Consider the following 568-nt stretch of genomic DNA (forward strand, 5'->3'; position numbering starts at 1 on the left):
GTGTTGATTGGAACCATTGATAAATACACCAGCACCACTTTGACCTAAAATAGTGCCTTTATTTGTGATGGTATTAATAGATGCAATAAGACTATGATTGTTAGAAAAAAATTTAACATTAATTCCATTGTGCTTACCAACAATTGTCCCTTTATTATCAATATTTTCTATAGAACCAGATCTACCCCACTCTGAAGAAACCATAATTCCATCAATACCTCCAAAGATAATTCCGCTATTAATTAATGTATTAATAACACTACTCTGATTAATATAAATACCATATCTTCCACCCGTAAAAATGTTTTTATTTTCGATTTTATTTATTCTATTATAATCCCACATTGAGATCATATTAAAACCGTCTAATTTACCATAAATCACTCCGCTATTTATAATATTATCCACTTTTCCTTGATGAGAAATTTCTATACCATGATTTTTTTCGCCTCTTACAATTCCATTGTTCTCCAATGTATTTATTACTCCAGACTGAATCTTAATACCAGAATTCTCACCTAGAATAACCCCATCTTGCATATTCAATACAACATTTACCAACCCCTTG

Annotated in this window: 1 pseudogene; it reads right to left on the reverse strand. The window is 30.3% G+C overall.

Annotation, left to right across the window (positions count from 1 at the left end):
• Nucleotides 1-561: pseudogene (locus CAMP5053_RS08325) on the reverse strand (hypothetical protein); the annotation flags it as partial.
• Nucleotides 562-568 lie beyond the last annotated feature (7 nt).

Origin of the sequence: Campylobacter sp. S4:11, from assembly GCF_024723695.1 — a bacterium.
Taxonomy (GTDB): Bacteria; Campylobacterota; Campylobacteria; order Campylobacterales; family Campylobacteraceae; genus Campylobacter_D; species Campylobacter_D jejuni_C.